Source organism: Actinomadura sp. NBRC 104425, from assembly GCF_030269545.1.
In the GTDB taxonomy this organism is placed as follows: domain Bacteria; phylum Actinomycetota; class Actinomycetes; order Streptosporangiales; family Streptosporangiaceae; genus Spirillospora; species Spirillospora keratinilytica.
In genome coordinates, this window is record NZ_BSTN01000006.1 from 39,167 (window position 1) to 52,908 (window position 13,742).

At 72.5% G+C, this 13,742-nt stretch carries 11 protein-coding genes; 6 read left to right on the forward strand and 5 right to left on the reverse strand.

Going from position 1 to position 13,742, the window contains the following annotated elements; genetic code table 11:
* Positions 1–188: 188 nt before the first annotated feature.
* Together QSK22_RS11565 and glgX are read right to left on the reverse strand one after the other, a co-directional pair.
* The gene (locus tag QSK22_RS11565; protein WP_019629095.1) at positions 189–860 is read right to left on the reverse strand and encodes a response regulator transcription factor; all 672 of its coding nucleotides are present in this window, start codon (positions 858–860) and stop codon (positions 189–191) included.
* 607 nt (positions 861–1,467) lie between these two features.
* The gene (gene glgX / locus QSK22_RS11570) at positions 1,468–3,621 is read right to left on the reverse strand and encodes a glycogen debranching protein GlgX (protein ID WP_285494088.1); all 2,154 of its coding nucleotides are present in this window, start codon (positions 3,619–3,621) and stop codon (positions 1,468–1,470) included.
* A gap of 195 nt (positions 3,622–3,816) precedes the next feature.
* Here glgX and QSK22_RS11575 point away from each other — a divergent pair, with 195 nt between their 5' ends.
* Both QSK22_RS11575 and bfr read left to right on the forward strand, forming a co-directional pair.
* The gene (locus QSK22_RS11575) at positions 3,817–4,023 is read left to right on the forward strand and encodes a (2Fe-2S)-binding protein (RefSeq protein ID WP_285494089.1); all 207 of its coding nucleotides are present in this window, start codon (positions 3,817–3,819) and stop codon (positions 4,021–4,023) included.
* A 93-nt stretch (positions 4,024–4,116) separates the two neighbouring features.
* The gene (bfr, locus tag QSK22_RS11580; protein WP_285494090.1) at positions 4,117–4,614 is read left to right on the forward strand and encodes a bacterioferritin; all 498 of its coding nucleotides are present in this window, start codon (positions 4,117–4,119) and stop codon (positions 4,612–4,614) included.
* 90 nt (positions 4,615–4,704) lie between these two features.
* Here the strand turns inward: bfr and QSK22_RS11585 are convergent, their stop codons facing one another.
* Entirely contained in the window at positions 4,705–5,778 is a 1,074-nt protein-coding gene (locus QSK22_RS11585) for an adenylate/guanylate cyclase domain-containing protein (RefSeq protein WP_285494091.1), read from the reverse strand.
* Positions 5,779–5,956: 178 nt separating this feature from the next.
* Positions 5,957–6,856, reverse strand: a complete 900-nt coding sequence (locus tag QSK22_RS11590; protein ID WP_285494092.1) for a biotin--[acetyl-CoA-carboxylase] ligase — start codon at positions 6,854–6,856, stop codon at positions 5,957–5,959.
* 61 nt (positions 6,857–6,917) lie between these two features.
* On the opposite strand from QSK22_RS11590, the gene QSK22_RS11595 reads away from it, so the two are divergent.
* Positions 6,918–7,700, forward strand: coding sequence for an enoyl-CoA hydratase/isomerase family protein (locus tag QSK22_RS11595; protein ID WP_285494093.1), 783 nt, complete (start codon positions 6,918–6,920; stop codon positions 7,698–7,700).
* 71 nt (positions 7,701–7,771) lie between these two features.
* Here QSK22_RS11595 and QSK22_RS11600 read toward each other — a convergent pair whose 3' ends face one another.
* Entirely contained in the window at positions 7,772–10,360 is a 2,589-nt protein-coding gene (locus QSK22_RS11600; RefSeq protein WP_285494348.1) for a phosphoenolpyruvate carboxylase, read from the reverse strand.
* Between the two features lie 164 nt (positions 10,361–10,524).
* On the opposite strand from QSK22_RS11600, the gene QSK22_RS11605 reads away from it, so the two are divergent.
* The 3 genes from QSK22_RS11605 to QSK22_RS11615 all read left to right on the forward strand — a co-directional run bounded on the left by QSK22_RS11605 (position 10,525) and on the right by QSK22_RS11615 (position 13,677).
* Complete coding sequence (locus tag QSK22_RS11605) at positions 10,525–12,117, forward strand: acyl-CoA carboxylase subunit beta (RefSeq protein WP_285494094.1); 1,593 nt, start codon at positions 10,525–10,527, stop codon at positions 12,115–12,117.
* 44 nt (positions 12,118–12,161) lie between these two features.
* A complete protein-coding gene (locus QSK22_RS11610) occupies positions 12,162–12,386 on the forward strand; it encodes an acyl-CoA carboxylase subunit epsilon (protein ID WP_285494095.1) in 225 nt (74 codons plus the stop codon).
* 232 nt (positions 12,387–12,618) lie between these two features.
* A complete protein-coding gene (locus tag QSK22_RS11615) occupies positions 12,619–13,677 on the forward strand; it encodes an NYN domain-containing protein (protein WP_285494096.1) in 1,059 nt (352 codons plus the stop codon).
* Positions 13,678–13,742 lie beyond the last annotated feature (65 nt).

Here is a 13,742-nt window from a genome sequence, read left to right on the forward strand (position 1 = left end):
GGCGTGCCGGACCGGCGGCGCACGGGAGCGCCGGGCGGCTCGGGGCCGGCCGACCGCAGAGCACGGCCGTAGGCGGCCGCTCCCTCCGGCGAGGCCGCGCACCCGGACACCGGCTGCGGGCCCGCCGGGCATGGTCCGACCGGCGGGCCCGGCGCGGACGACAGAACCGCATGCCCATGGCGGCCGGTCTAGTCGCCGCGTTCGAACCGGAAACCGACCCCCCGCACCGTGGTGATGTAGCGGGGGCTGCCGGCGTCGTCCCCCAGCTTGCGGCGCAGCCAGGAGATGTGCATGTCGAGCGTCTTGGTGGACCCCCACCAGTTCGTGTCCCATACCTCCCGCATGATCTGTTCGCGGGTCACCACCTTGCCCGCGTCGCGCACCAGCACGCGCAGCAGGTCGAACTCCTTGGTGGTGAGCTGGAGCTCCTGGTCGCCCATCCATGCGCGACGCGACTCGGCGTCGATCCGCACTCCCTGCACTATCGGCGTCTCGGTGCTGCCGCGGCGCAGCAGTGCGCGCACCCGCGCCAGCAGTTCGGCCAGCCGGAACGGCTTGGTGACGTAGTCGTCGGCGCCCGCGTCGAGGCCGACGACGGTGTCCACCTCGTCGGCGCGGGCGGTGAGGATCAGGATGGGCACGCCGTGGCCCTCGGCGCGGACGCGGCGCGCCACCTCCAGGCCGTCGAGCTCGGGCAGGCCGAGATCGAGCACGATGAGGTCCACGCCTCCCCCGAGCGCCCGCTCCAGCGCCTGCGGACCGTCCGGGCTGACTTCCACGGTGTACCCCTCGCGCCGCAGCGCGCGGGCCAGGGGCTCGGAGATGGACGTGTCGTCCTCGGCGAGCAGTACTGAGGTCATGAGTCGATCGTATGACCATTCATGAACGTTTCCCGGCACCCGCCACGCTCTTGACCTGCGGTTTGCCACACGTAGTACATCCTCGAACACGGATGAAGCACAACCAACCCGGAGGTATTCCGACGTAACGACTCGTGACGAGAGTGTCACCGGGCGCTTCCGTCACTCCGGGTCGCGCGCGCGGACGCGTGGGGCGGCCGCCGTGGGGCAGGCGGGGTCGGGGTGACTCGCGGGACGGGATGAGGCGTCATGTCGGTGGCCCGCCCGGGACACCGGCCCGCCGGGACGCCGCAACGCCGGATGGCGGTGACCGTTTCACCCCATCTGCCATAAATTGCCAGGTCAACGGACGGTCGAGGCGCCGGCGTGAGGCGCCTCACGCCGCCGGGAGGCCCGCCGGAAGCCACTGAAAGCGCCGGAGCCGCACGGAAAGGCCTCGGCGCATGCTGCGGTCGCACCGATGCCGCGAGCGGGCCTGTACGAGGCGCTGAGACGCTCGAGGTGGTCGCGACACTCGAAATGATCAGCGGTTTCGCGTCGTCCGGATCGCGCGGCGCGCCGCCCGGCCGGGGTCCGCCGCTCGCCGAGAAGGCTCCGCCCCTCTCCGTCAGACGCGGCGGAGCACCTGGACCGACCGGGCCTCCACCGCCACGTTCTCGCCGGCCTTCACCACGGGGGCGTCCTCCTCCGCCAGCATGGGGTCGGCCGTGTCCAGCACCTTGGACCACTCTTCTCCGTAGCGGACGGGCGGGATCCTGAACGCCAGGTCGCCGCCGCGGGCGTTGAACAGCAGCAGGAACGAGTCGTCCGCGATCCGCCGACCGCTCCGGTCGGGCCCGCCGGCGGTCGCGCCGTTCAGGAAGGCCTGCAGCGCCGCGGCGTCGTCGGTGTGCCAGTCCTCGCCGGTCATCTCACGTCCGCCCGGGGTGAACCACAGCAGGTCGGGCAGGGCCGCACCGCCCGGCGCGCCGTGCTCCCGCGCCGCCGAGGCGTCGCGGCCCTCGGGGAGGCGAAGCCGCCGGAACACCGGGTGGCGCGCCCGCAGCGCCGACAGCCGCCGGGCGAAGTCCAGCAGCGGGAACTGGTCGAGCAGCGCGTCCCAGTCGATCCAGGTCAGCTCGTTGTCCTGGCAGCAGGCGTGGTTGTTGCCGTACTGGGTGCGGCCCAGCTCATCGCCGTGCGACAGCATCGGCACTCCCTGCGACAAGAACAGCGTGGCGAGCAGGTTGCGCTTCTGGCGTTCGCGCAGGGCGAGGACCTCCAGGTCGCCGGTGGGTCCCTCCTCGCCGCAGTTCCACGAGCGGTTGTCGCCGGTGCCGTCCCGGTTGTCCTCGCCGTTGGCCTCGTTGTGCTTGCGGTCGTAGGAGACCAGGTCGTGCAGGGTGAAGCCGTCGTGGCAGGTGATGAAGTTGATGGAGGCGAAGGGCCTGCGGCCGTCGTCGGCGTACAGGTCGCCGGAGCCGGCCAGGCGGGAGGCGAATGCGGGCAGGCTGCCGGGCCGTCCGCGCCAGAAGTCGCGCATCGTGTCGCGGTACTCGCCGTTCCGCTCGGTCCACAGCGGGGGGAAGCCGCCGATCTGGTAGCCGCCCTCGCCCACGTCCCACGGCTCGGTGATCAGTTTGACCTGGGAGACCACCGGGTCCTGCCGCACCAAGTCGAGGAACGCCGCCAGCCGTTCCGCGTCGTGCAGCTCGCGGGCCAGCGCCGGGGCTCGGGCGAAGCGGAACCCGTCGACATGCATCTCCGCCACCCAGTACCTCAGCGAATCCATGATCAGCTGGAGTACGTGGGGGCTGCGCATCAGCAGGGCGTTTCCGGCCTCGGTGGCGTTCGCGTAGTACCGGGGGTCGCCGTCCGCCAGGCGGTAGTAGGAGGCGTTGTCGATGCCGCGGAACGACAGGGTCGGCCCCAGGTGGTCGCCCTCGCCGGTGTGGTCGTAGGCCACGTCGAGGATGACCTCGATGCCCGCCTCGTGCAGCGCCCGCACCATCGCCTTGAACTCCAGCACCTGCTCGCCGCGCGAGCCCTCGGAGGAGTACTCGTTGTGCGGGGCGAAGAACCCGATGGCGTTGTAGCCCCAGTAGTCGCGCAGCCCCCGCCTGAGCAGGCGCCCGTCGTGCACGAACTGGTGGACGGGCAGCAGCTCCACCGCGTTCACCCCAAGGTCGGTGAGGTGCTCGATCATCGCGGGGTGGCCCAGCCCGGCGTAGGTGCCGCGCAACTCGGCCGGGATGCCGGGGTGGCGCGCGGTCAGGCCCTTGACATGCGCCTCGTAGACGACCGTCTCGTCGTACGGGATGCGCGGCGGACGGTCGTCACCCCAGTCGAAGCGCGGGCAGACGACCACCGAACGCATCATGTACGGGGCGGAGTCCAGGTCGTTGCGCGACCACGGGTCGCCGAAGCGGTAGCCGAACAGCGCCTCCGGGCCCTGACCCTCGCCCCAGGCGACGGAGCCCTCCACCGCCAACGCGTAGGGGTCGAGCAGCAGCTTGCGGGGGTTGCAGCGGTGGCCGCGCTCGGGTTCGTACGGCCCGTGCACCCGGAACCCGTACCGCTGCCCGGGCATGACGCCCGACAGGTATTCCTGCCAGACGAACGCGTCGCCCCGCGGCAGCTCCCAGCGGATCTCTTCGTCGTCCTCGTCGAACAGGCACAGCTCCACCCGTTCGGCCGCGCCGGAGAACACCGCGAAGTTGGTTCCTACACCGTCGAAGTGGGCGCCGAGCGGGTACCCGTCGCCTGGCCGCAGGCTGTCCACTGCCCCTGCCCTCCCGTGGTCGCCGTCGGGATGCTTCCCGCTGGGGGATGGGTCACACCGGCCGGGACGGCCCTGGTCAGACCGGACATCTTTCCGCTACCTTAGGCATGCCTTACCTTATTGAGGGCAGCCTTACCGCGGGCACCGCCCGGTGCCGCGCGGATCGGAGAGGTCAGCGAGGAAGGTCCCCGCCCCATGTACGTCTGCATCTGCCACGCCGTCACCGAAGACGACGTGCGCGGCTGCCTGGCGCAGGGGGCCTGCACGGCACGCGAGGTCCGCGCCGCCTGCGGCATGAAGCCCGGCTGCGGCGCCTGCACCAAGCGGCTCTACGGCCTCATCCGGCAGCACGGCACCGAGACCGACGACGAAAGGAGGACGGCCCGGCCGACAGCAGCCTGAGCGAGCCTTCCACGTCACCCCGTACGGCCCGGATGTCCCGTATGGGGGTTCAGTGCTGTCCAAGATGAGGCAGATCGTGCGACCATGGTCCCCATGGAAGGCGACAAGGACATCATCGGCCTGCTCAACGAGCAGCTCACCGCGGAGCTCACCGCCATCAATCAGTACTTCCTGCATGCCAAGATGCAGGAGAACTGGGGCTATACCCGGCTCGCCCGGCACACCCGGGAGGAGTCGATCGACGAGATGCGGCACGCCGAGCGGCTGACCGACCGCATCCTGTTCCTGGAGGGCCTGCCCAACTACCAGAAGCTCAACACGCTGCGCATCGGCCAGACGGTCGTCGAGCAGCTGCGCGCCGACCTGCAGATCGAGCTGGAGGCCGTGGCGCGGCTGCGGCCCGGCATCGAGCTGATGCGCTCGCGCGGCGATGTGACCTCCGCCCGTATCTTCGAGGAGATCCTCGCCGACGAGGAGGAGCACATCGACTACCTGGAGACCGAATTGGCCCTCGTCGAGTCGCTCGGCGAGCAGAACTACCTGCTGCGGCTGACCGACGCGCCCGGCGAGAACACGACCAGCCCGAATTGATGCCCGCTTCCACGCCGCCCAGGGGACCGCTTCGGCACCGTCCCCGGGCGCCCCGCAGCGGACCCCTCCGGCGATCGTGCCGTGTCGCGATCAGGTGTGCGGGCGAGACGGGCGGGAGCCGTTGGCGGACATGCGGCGCAGCACGTAGGGCTGGATGATGCCCAGGCCGCGGACGGGGCGGCGGACGATCCGGGTGGTCTGGAAGGCCGGCACGTCCCGCAGCTCGGCCGCCAACTCGGCGTCGATCACCACGGTGCCGGGGCGCGCCAGCGAGGTCAGTCGGGCGGCGCGGTTGACGGTGGTGCCGAACACGTCGCCCATCAGCGGCAGCACCGGTCCGAAGGCCACGCCCACCCGCACGTCCGGAACCTCGGTCTCGTCCTTGACGGCGGCGGCGATGCTGAGCGCGATCTCCGCCCCGACGGCCGGGTCCTCGGCGCAGAACAGCACCTCGTCGCCCAGCGTCTTGACCAGCCGCCCGCCGCAGGAGGCGACGATGTCGGAGGCGGTCTCCTCGAACCGCTCGACCACCCGCGCCAGCTCCAGCTCCTCCAGCTCCCGGCTGACCTGGGTGAAGGACACCATGTCGGCGAAGCCGACCGTGATGGGGCTGCGGGCGGCGGGCGCGTCCGGGTCGGACTCGCGGCCGTCGCGGGTGGCGGCCGACGCCAGCGCCCGGGTGCCGGCGGCGGCCAGCTGCCGCCGCCAGGCGTGCACGACCAGAGGTTCGAAGTCGTCGAGGTACTTGTCGGCGATGTCGACGATCGACCGGATCGCCTCGGCCGACGGCGCCTCGCCGGGGTCGGCCCCCCGCATCATGCTGGTCAGCAGGTTGATCTGCCATTCGGCCAGGCGCGCCATGGTCTGCCCGAAGGCGCGCACCATGCGCACGACCGAATCCTCGTCCAGCACCCCCTCGTCCATCAGCCGCCGCAGCCTGGTCAGCGCGGCGACGTCGCCCTCGGTGTAGGCCACGGCCTCGTCCGGCATCGAGGGGTAGCCGAAGGCCTTCCACACCCGTCCGGAGAACTCGCGGGTGACGCCGGACAGCCGCACGGCGTCGACGCGGGTGTAGCGCAGCTGCCCGCCGAGCAGGAGTTCCTCGACCTCCTTGGGGTCGGGCAGCCCGGGGTCGGGCAGCTCATCCGGCAACCCAGCAGACATCTCCCTAGCCCTCCGCCTGCCGGCGACGTCGCGGGACGTCAGCGGCGGTTCGTGGTGCGCTTACGGTACGCCTCCTCCGCGCAATATCGTGGCAGACGGGTTCCGGGAAGGGGCCATCGGTCCGGCAAAGACCTGGCTTGTCCGCTTCATTGCCATTCCTGGGAAGTCGGGGGAATTGTCACCGAACGTGGACCACGTCCCCGGCGCTGACCACCCGGTCCCCGCCGTCGGCGGCGACCACCAGGCACCCGGCGGCGTCCACGTCCCGGACGGTTCCGGTCAGCACCTCATCGCCCGGCAGCATGACCCGGACCGGCCGGCCGAGCGTGGCGCACAGCCGCTTGTAGGCGGTGCGCAGGCCGCTGCGCTCGGGGTCGCCGTCCAGCGCGTGCCAGTCGCGGTACCAGCCCTCGAACTCGCGCAGGATCGCGCGCAGCAGCGGCGCCCGGTCGCTGAACGAAGCCCCCTCGATCAGCAGCGACGTCGCGGTGGGCACCGGCAGCTCGTCCTCGCGCAGGCCGACGTTCAGCCCGACGCCGACGATCAGCGCGTCGTCCACCTTCTCCACCAGGATCCCGGCCAGCTTGCGCTCCCCGACCAGCAGGTCGTTGGGCCACTTCAACCGCACGTCCACCGGCTGCTCGGCGTCCGCGCCCGACCCGCCGCCCGACCCGCCGCCCGACTCGCCGTCGCCGATCCGCTGCGCGGCGGGGGGCGTCCAGGCGGTCATGTGCCGCACCGCCGTCGCCACCGCCACTCCCGTCAGCAGCGGCACCCAGCCCAGCCGCGCCGCCCCGACCTGCGGGCGCAGCAGCAGCGAGAACATCAGCCCCGAACGCGGCGGCGCCGACCACGGCCGGCCCAGCCTGCCGCGCCCGGCCGTCTGCATCTCGGTGACCAGCACGGTCCCCTCCGGCGCGCCCTCCCGCGCCAGCGCGGCCAGATCGGCGTTGGTGGACCCCGTCTCGGGGACGACACGCACGCCCGTCCACAGCGCGCCCGGCCGCACCAGCAGCCGGCGCAACGCCCCCTCGTGCAGCGGCGGCCTGCCGAGGTCGCTGTACGGTGACTCGCTCACCACTCCATCCAACCGCAACCCTGCGATCGCCAGGAGGAGCCGGGGGTTTTAGAGTGCTCGCGTGGACGGAGTGACGTTGCGGCAGGATGAGGCGAACCCGCACGTGGCCGAGATCGTGCTCGACCGGCCGGAGGCCCTGAACGCCATCTCCACGGCGCTGGCGCGGCGCCTGGCCCAGGTGTGCGCCGAGGTGGCGGCCGACTCGTCGGTGCGCGCGGTGGTGCTGAGCGCGGCGGGCGACAAGGCGTTCTGCGTGGGCGCCGACCTCAAGGAGCGCAACGGCATGACCGACGACCAGCTGCTGGCGCAGCGGCCGGTGCTGCGCGCCGCCTTCCGCGGCGTGCTCGACATGCCGCAACCGGTGGTGGCGGCCGTGCACGGGTACGCGCTCGGCGGCGGCTGCGAGTTCGTCCTGTCGTGCGACCTGATCGTGGCCGACGAGACCGCGGTGTTCGGGCTGCCCGAGGTGACCGTCGGGCTGGTCCCCGGGGGCGGCGGCACCCAGCTGGCGGTGCGCCGGCTGGGGGCGGGACGCGCCGCCGACCTGGTGCTGACCGGGCGCCGCCTGGGCATCGACGAGGCCGAGGCCTACGGCCTGGTGGACCGGCGCGTCCCCGCGGGCTCGGCCCGGCAGGAGGCGCTGGCGATCGCGGCGACGATCGCGGCGAACTCCCCGACGGCGGTGCGGGCGGCCAAGCGCGCCATGCGGCTCGGCAGCGGCGTCGGCCTGGACGCCGGGCTGGACATCGAGGAGAACGCCTGGCGGTCGGTGGCCTTCTCCCCCGACCGCCGCGAGGGCATCGCCGCGTTCAACGAGAAGCGCAAGCCGAACTGGCCCAGCTGACCCCCCGGGGGCGACGCCTCTGAAGGCCCTGGCCTCAGCCGGTGTTCTGACGCCCCCGAAGGCCCCTGGCCTCAGCCGGTGTTCTGCAGGCCCGCGGCCACGCCGTTGACCGACAGCAGCAGCAGCTCCTCCAGGCGGGTGCGCTCGGCGTCGTCCTCAACGCCGTCGCGCAACGCCTTGAGGGCGCGCAACTGCAGGTGGGACAGCGCGTCCACGTACGGGTTGCGCAGCTCGACCGCGCGCGACAGCACACGCCGGTTCGCCAGCAGCCGCTCGTGCTCGGTGACCGCCAGCACCAGCGACCGGGTCCGGTCGTACTCGGCCAGCACCGTCTCGGTCAGGTCGGGCCGTCCGCCCAGCGCCAGGTAGCGCTCGGCGATGGCGCGATCGGTCTTGGCCAGGCTCATCTCGGCGTTGTCGATGAGCGAGGCGAACAGCGGCCAGGACCGGTACGCCTCCCGCAGCTCGTCCAGGTGCCGCCCGTTGTCGGACACGGCCGCCAGCCCGCTGCCCAGGCCGTACCAGCCGGGCAGGTTGACGCGGGTCTGCGTCCAGGCGAACACCCACGGGATGGCCCGCAGGTCCTCCAGGCCCCGGGCCGCCTTGCGGCGCGCCGGACGCGACCCGATGCGCAGCTCGGCGATCTCCTCCAGCGGGCTGACCCGGCCGAACCACGCGGCGAACCCGTCGGTCTCGATCAGCCCCCGGAACGCCGCGCGCGCCGCGTCGCTGATCTTGTCGGCCAGCGGGCGGAACCGGGCGGCGGCGGCGCGGGCCCGCTCCTGCACCGCGTCGGTGGACGCCAGCAGCACCGCGTTGGTGACCTGCTCGATGTGCCGGCGGGCGATCTGCGGATGCCCGTACCGGGCGAAGATCACCTCGCCCTGCTCGGTGACCTTGAAGCCGCCGGCGACCGACCCGGGGGCCTGCGCCAGGATCGCGCGTCCGGCCGGGCCGCCGCCGCGGCCCAGCGACCCGCCGCGGCCGTGGAACAGCGTCAGCCGCACGTCGTTGCGGGCCGCCCACGCCACCAGGGCCTCCTGCGCGTCGTACAGCCGCAGCGTGGCGGTGGTGGGGCCGAGCTGCTTGGCCGAGTCGGAGTAGCCGAGCATCACCTCCAGGCGGCGGCCGGTCTGCTCCAGCCGGGCCCGGACGGCGGGGATCTCCAGCATCCCGTCCAGCACGGCCGGGGCGCGCTCCAGGTCCTCGCCGGTCTCGAACAGCGGAATGACGTCCAGCACCGGCGGGGCGTCCAGGGACGCGGCCAGCTCGTGCACGGCGGCGATGTCGGCCGCCGAACGGGTGAACGACACGATGTAGCGGTGGCAGGCCCGCACCCCGAAGCGGCTCTGGATCCACGCCACGACCCGCAGCGTGTCGAGCACCTCCTCGGTCATCTCGCTCAGCGGGCCGCCCGCGCGGACCTCGGCCAGCGCCCGCTCGTGCACCTCCGAGTGCTGGCGGATCTCCAGCTCGGCCAGGTGGAAGCCGAACGTCTCGACCTGCCACACCAGATCCTGGACGCGGCCGTAGGCCTGGCGCACCGCGCCCGCCGCGGCCAGGGAGTCCTGCACGACGCGCAGGTCGTCCAGCAGCTCCTCGGGCGACCCGTAGGCCAGGTCGGCGTCGCGTTCGCGGGTGGCGGCCAGGCGTTCGGCCGCGTACAGCAAAAGCTGCCGGTGCGGCTCGTCCGGCGACCGCTTGGCGATCTCGGCGAACCTGCCGGGGTGGGCGGTGCGCGCGGCGGCCAGCCGGTCGCGCAGCGCCGCCGACGGCGGGGTGGTGGACGTGTGGACGGTCAGTTCGCGGCCGATCCGGGCGCAGGTGTTCTCCAGCGCCCGCAGCACGTGCTCGGACTGGATCGCGATCGCGTCCCGGGTGACCCGCGCCGTCACGTACGGGTTTCCGTCGCGGTCGCCGCCGATCCAGCTGCCGAAGCGCAGGTAGGGGCGGGCCAGCGGGGGGCGGGCGCCGGTCGCGGGGTCGAGCGCGGCGTCCAGCGTGCGGTAGACGCGCGGCAGCACCCGGTAGATCGTCTCGTCGAACGCGGCCATCGCGGTGCGGACCTCGTCCAGCGGGTCCATCTGGGTGCGGCGGCGCAGCGCGGTGCGCCACAGCAGGTCCACCTCCTCGCGCAGCCGCCGCTCCAGGTCGGCGCGGTCGCTTGCGCCCGGGTCGGCGTTCAGCGCGGTCAGCAGGTCGCTGATCCGCTGGATCGCGGTGACCACGGCGCGGCGGCGCGCCTCGGTCGGGTGGGCGGTGAAGACCGGCCGGAACTCCAGGTCGTCCAGCACGGACGGCCGTCGGCCGTCCGGGCCGCCGGCGATTTCCTCGACCGCCGCGGCGATCGAGCCGGGCACCGGGGCGTCCCCGCCGGTGTCGCGCTCGCGCAGCGTGCGGATGCGATGGTGCTCCTCGGCCAGATTGGTCAGGTGGAAGTAGACGGTGAACGCGCGGGCGACCTGCTCGGCCCGTTCCAGGGACCAGCCGTCGACCAGCGCGGCCACCTCGTCGATGCCGACCTCGCCGCGGCGCGCGCCGATCACCGCGTGCCGCAGCCGCTCGACGTCGTCCAGCAGCTCCCGGCCGCCGTACTCGACCAGGCTGTCGCCCAGCATGGAGCCGAGCAGCCGCACGTCCCGGCGCAGCGGCTCGGGCATGTCCTGACGGAGGGTGTCCCGCGTGTTCGTAGCCACGTCGCCCAGCGTAATGAGCGGCCCGCGGCCCGCTCGCCACCAGGGCGTTCGTTACCCGCCGGGGCGGCGTGCGGCGGGCGGGCGCCCCGCCCGAATCCGGGATCCGGCGGCCGGTTAGTCTGACCCGCATGGCGATGGAAGCTCCGGAACCAGCGGTCGACATCGACGTCCACACGACCGCCGGGAAGATCGCGGACCTGGAACGCCGCCGTTACGAGGCGGTGCACGCGGGGTCGCAGCGTGCGGTCGAGAAGCAGCACGCCAAGGGCAAGATGACCGCGCGCGAGCGGATCGACGCGCTGCTGGACCCGGGCTCGTTCGTGGAGTTCGACGAGCTGGCCCGGCACCGCTCCACCAACTTCGGGATGGAGAAGAACCGCCCCTACGGCGACGGCGTGGTCACCGGCTACGGCACCATCGACGGCCGGCATGTGGCGGTCTTCAGCCAGGACTTCACCGTCGCGGGCGGCTCCCTGGGCGAGGTGTTCGGCGAGAAGATCACCAAGGTGATGGACCACGCGCTGAAGACCGGCTGCCCGGTGATCGGCATCAACGACTCCGGCGGGGCGCGCATCCAGGAGGGCGTGGTCGCGCTCGGCCTGTACGCCGAAATCTTCAAGCGCAACGTGCACGCCTCCGGGGTGATCCCGCAGATTTCGCTGGTCATGGGGCCGTGCGCGGGCGGCGCGGTGTACTCCCCGGCGATCACCGACTTCATCGTCATGGTCGACAAGACCTCGCACATGTTCATCACCGGGCCGGACGTCATCAAGACGGTCACCGGCGAGGAGGTGACGTTCGAGGAGCTCGGCGGCGCGCACACGCACAACACCCGCTCGGGCGTGGCGCACTACCAGGCGTCCGACGAGGAGGACGCCTTCGAGTACGTCAAGGCGCTGCTGTCGTACCTGCCGTCCAACAACCTGTCGGACCCGCCGGTGTTCGAGGCGCCGGACGACGCCGACGAGACCGACCCCGAGCTGGACGCGCTGATCCCCGACTCGCCCAACCAGCCCTACGACATGCACACCGTCATCGAGCACGTGCTCGACGACGGCGCCTTCCTGGAGGTGCACGCCCAGTTCGCGCCCAACATCATCGTCGGGTTCGGGCGCGTGGAGGGCCGCGCGGTGGGCGTGGTGGCCAACCAGCCGATGCAGTTCGCCGGGACGCTGGACATCCACGCCTCGGAGAAGGCGGCCCGGTTCGTGCGCACCTGCGACGCGTTCAACGTGCCGGTGCTGACGTTCGTGGACGTGCCCGGCTTCCTGCCCGGCACCGACCAGGAGTGGAACGGCATCATCCGGCGCGGCGCCAAGCTGCTGTACGCCTACGCCGAGGCCACCGTCCCGCTGGTCACCGTGATCACGCGCAAGGCGTACGGCGGCGCCTACGACGTCATGGGCTCCAAGCACCTGGGCGCCGACATCAACCTGGCCTGGCCGACCGCGCAGATCGCGGTGATGGGCGCGCAGGGCGCGGTGAACATCCTGTACCGGCGCGAGCTGGCCGCCGCAGAGGACCCGGAGGCGCGCCGCGCCGAGCTGATCACCGAGTACGAGGACACGCTGGCCAACCCCTACATCGCCGCCGAGCGCGGCTATGTGGACGCGGTGATCAAGCCGTCGGAGACCCGGCCGTACGTGATCAAGGCGCTGCGGGCGCTGCGCGACAAGCGCCGGACGCTGCCGCCGAAGAAGCACGGCAACATCCCGCTGTGATCTCATTGGGCTGAACGGGGGTCCTTCGGAGAAAGGTGCGGCCGATGGCCGAGAACAAGCCGTTCCTTCAGGTGGTGCGGGGGGACGCGACGCCCGAGGAGGTCGCGGCCCTGGTCGCCGTGCTCACCGCGCGGGCCCGCGCCGCGGCCGCGGCGGCCCCGGCGGGGCGGCAACGCGCGTCGCGCTGGGCCGACCGGTCGCGGATGATGCGCGCACCGCTGCCGCCCAGCGGGCCGGGGGCGTGGCGGGCCAGCGGACTGCCGAGGTGACGGTTACCGGGACGACACGACCCTTCACGGACTGAAACGGCGCTTCACGGGCCGAGGTGGTGGCGCCGCGGACGCTCCGCCGGTAGCGTCGCGCGGGCTTGCCAGGGCGGGCCGGGCACGGCGCAAGCGTGTGCGGCACCCGTCCGGGGAAAAGTTGTGCCTAGAAGGAGCAGGCAGATGTAACCGTGGTTCACGCACGGGAACGGGGCCTGCACGAATAAGGTGAAAGGCCATGGCCACCTCGGAGTTCGTCCCACAGCCCGCGCGATACGCCGTGTTCGTCGACGCGGGGTACCTCTACGCGGCCTCCGGTGCCCTGCTCCTCGGCTGCAGCTCCCGCCGCGAGTACCGGGTGGCGGCCGAGAAGCTCATCAAAGCGCTGACCGACCACGCCGACGACAAGCTGCTCGGCGAGCTGCTGCGCGTCTACTGGTACGACGCGGCGCCCAAGAAGCAGCCCACCGTCGACCAGCGCGTCATCGCCAACCTGCCGCTGGTGAAGCTGCGCCTGGGCAACCTGAACGCGCAGGGCCAGCAGAAGGGCGTGGACGCCCAGCTCCGCAACGACCTGGAGGCGCTGGCCCGGCACCGCGCGATCACCGACGCGGTGCTGCTGGCGGGCGACGAGGACATGCTGCCCGCCGTGGAGGCCGCGCAGCGCTACGGGGTGCGCGTCCACCTGTGGGGCGTGGAGCCCACGCACGGCTCCAACCAGGCCGAGTGGCTGGTGTGGGAGTCCGACACCGTCGAGGTGCTGCCGGCCGACTTCCTGCGCCCGTACTTCACCAAGGCCAAGGCGCTTCCGGTGCCCGCCACCCCGCCGGACGCGGCGGCGGTGCGCGACGGGGGCGGGGCGCGCGCGCCCGTGCCGTCGCCGTCCCAGGTGTTCGCCGGGCGCACCCCGGCGGTCAAGCAGCCGGCCGCGCCGCTCGGCGCCAACCCGGCCGTGCGGCAGGGCGCGCCCGCGGCCGGCGGCGCGCACGTCAACAACCACACCGCGCCCGCGTCCGCCCCGGGCGAGAACAAGCTCGGCCCGGACCGCGACCACATGCTGGAGATCGGCGAGCACGTCGCCCAGAAGTGGATCTTCGAGCGGGGCCGGGACAACATCCGCGACCTGCTGCCCGGCCCGATCCTGCCGCCGGTTATCGACAAGGAGCTGCTGATCGAGGCCGAGAAGGAGCTGGGCGGGTCGCTGCGCCCCTACCAGGAGGCGCGCACCTGGCTGCGCGACGGATTCTGGGAGCGGGTCTACCGCGAGTTCGGAATCGGCATCGGTAAGTCCACCTAGCCGTCCCGCCGTCCCTCGTCTGCCCCGCGGTTTGAAAAACCTTGCGTGATGGCTCGGGCACGCGC

Excerpts from the sequence above, each read along its gene's own strand:
- bfr (WP_285494090.1), top strand. The coding sequence starts at position 4,117 with ATGGAAGGCGACAAGGACATCATCGGCCTGCTCAACGAGCAGCTCACC.
- QSK22_RS11585 (WP_285494091.1), bottom strand. The coding sequence starts at position 5,778 with ATGTCTGCTGGGTTGCCGGATGAGCTGCCCGACCCCGGGCTGCCCGAC.
- QSK22_RS11610 (WP_285494095.1), top strand. The coding sequence starts at position 12,162 with ATGGCCGAGAACAAGCCGTTCCTTCAGGTGGTGCGGGGGGACGCGACG.
- QSK22_RS11615 (WP_285494096.1), top strand. The coding sequence starts at position 12,619 with ATGGCCACCTCGGAGTTCGTCCCACAGCCCGCGCGATACGCCGTGTTC.
- QSK22_RS11600 (WP_285494348.1), bottom strand. The coding sequence starts at position 10,360 with ATGCCCGAGCCGCTGCGCCGGGACGTGCGGCTGCTCGGCTCCATGCTG.
- QSK22_RS11565 (WP_019629095.1), bottom strand. The coding sequence starts at position 860 with ATGACCTCAGTACTGCTCGCCGAGGACGACACGTCCATCTCCGAGCCC.
- QSK22_RS11575 (WP_285494089.1), top strand. The coding sequence starts at position 3,817 with ATGTACGTCTGCATCTGCCACGCCGTCACCGAAGACGACGTGCGCGGC.
- QSK22_RS11605 (WP_285494094.1), top strand. The coding sequence starts at position 10,525 with ATGGCGATGGAAGCTCCGGAACCAGCGGTCGACATCGACGTCCACACG.